Origin of the sequence: Pseudomonas sp. P867 (assembly GCF_019891455.1) — a bacterium.
Taxonomy (GTDB): domain Bacteria; phylum Pseudomonadota; class Gammaproteobacteria; order Pseudomonadales; family Pseudomonadaceae; genus Aquipseudomonas; species Aquipseudomonas synxantha_A.
The window spans coordinates 1-985 of sequence record NZ_JAFLXB010000039.1 but is presented as its reverse complement, the minus strand read 5'-3'; the positions used below and the strand labels follow the sequence as shown (position 1 = coordinate 985).

The 985-nt window shown below is 47.6% G+C and carries 1 pseudogene; it reads right to left on the bottom strand.

The window, feature by feature from the left end:
- Positions 1–264: 264 nt before the first annotated feature.
- Positions 265–985 (bottom strand): annotated as a pseudogene (locus J1G33_RS27720) (hypothetical protein); the annotation flags it as partial.

The window sequence follows — 985 nt, the reverse complement described above, 5'->3', positions numbered from 1 at the left end:
GACGGAGCTCCGAGTAGGGTATTCGGATGCTGTTTGGATGGGATTAAGTGAGAATTAACATTTGTTCTGGAAAGCCCTTTTCAGGCGATATGTCAGGGCGACTACCTTCGGTTTTTCCATTGGCTTTAGATATATTTCCGCGACCTCTTTGAAGCGTTGTTAGTCTTTGCTGAGTGCTGCCATTCACCCTGAAAAAAGGGACAGTCTACGGTTAAATAGAGCTGCCCCCTCTAATTCTCCTGATATTTTTATTTTACATTGGGGCTAGTTCCCTGATGAAATTGAAGGAAGTACGGCCAAAGCGTACCTGATGTTTTCGTTAACGCCCGCGGATTGGCTGACTCCCGTATACATGTTATAGGTTTTAGACCTGCCACCCTGAACCACAGGAGTTATCCAAGCGGGTTGGATCCCGCCACTCCATCTGATAGGTACCTGGCCATACGCCGTGTAGATAGAAGGCCATTTATCTTCCGGGATTTGCGTATACGGTGGTTGGACCCTTTCACTGAAGTTGTGGTGGCCAAAGGGATATTTGTCACCGGCCAATATAACTACATACCAGCAGTTTGATACTGTGACAGGATAGCTGACCTCTTGACTCGCACTGTCCCTCACGTAGACTCGAGTGGTGCCGTTACTTTTGCTTCTGACGTTTCCATTGGCATCTACAACTGCTACTGGAGAGTTTTGTGGTCGAATTGAATAGTAATAAGGAGGCGTTCCACTTGCTGGCTGACGAGTAAGTGCGGCTCCAGGAAAATCAGCAATCTGCAATGCGCCTGTGGAGTTGAAGTGCCAGCCATTCAGGTACATGGTTGAGGTGTCAATGATAAGAGGTTTAGACTCGACGACGGTATAGGTCGTCTTTGGAAACTCAACTGCCCGGCTCTGATCGTCGATACCATTATAGGCCACGTAAAAACTCAACGTTACCTGGCTATTATTTGCCACCCTGTCCAACCAACTACGCAGCACAGCTTTA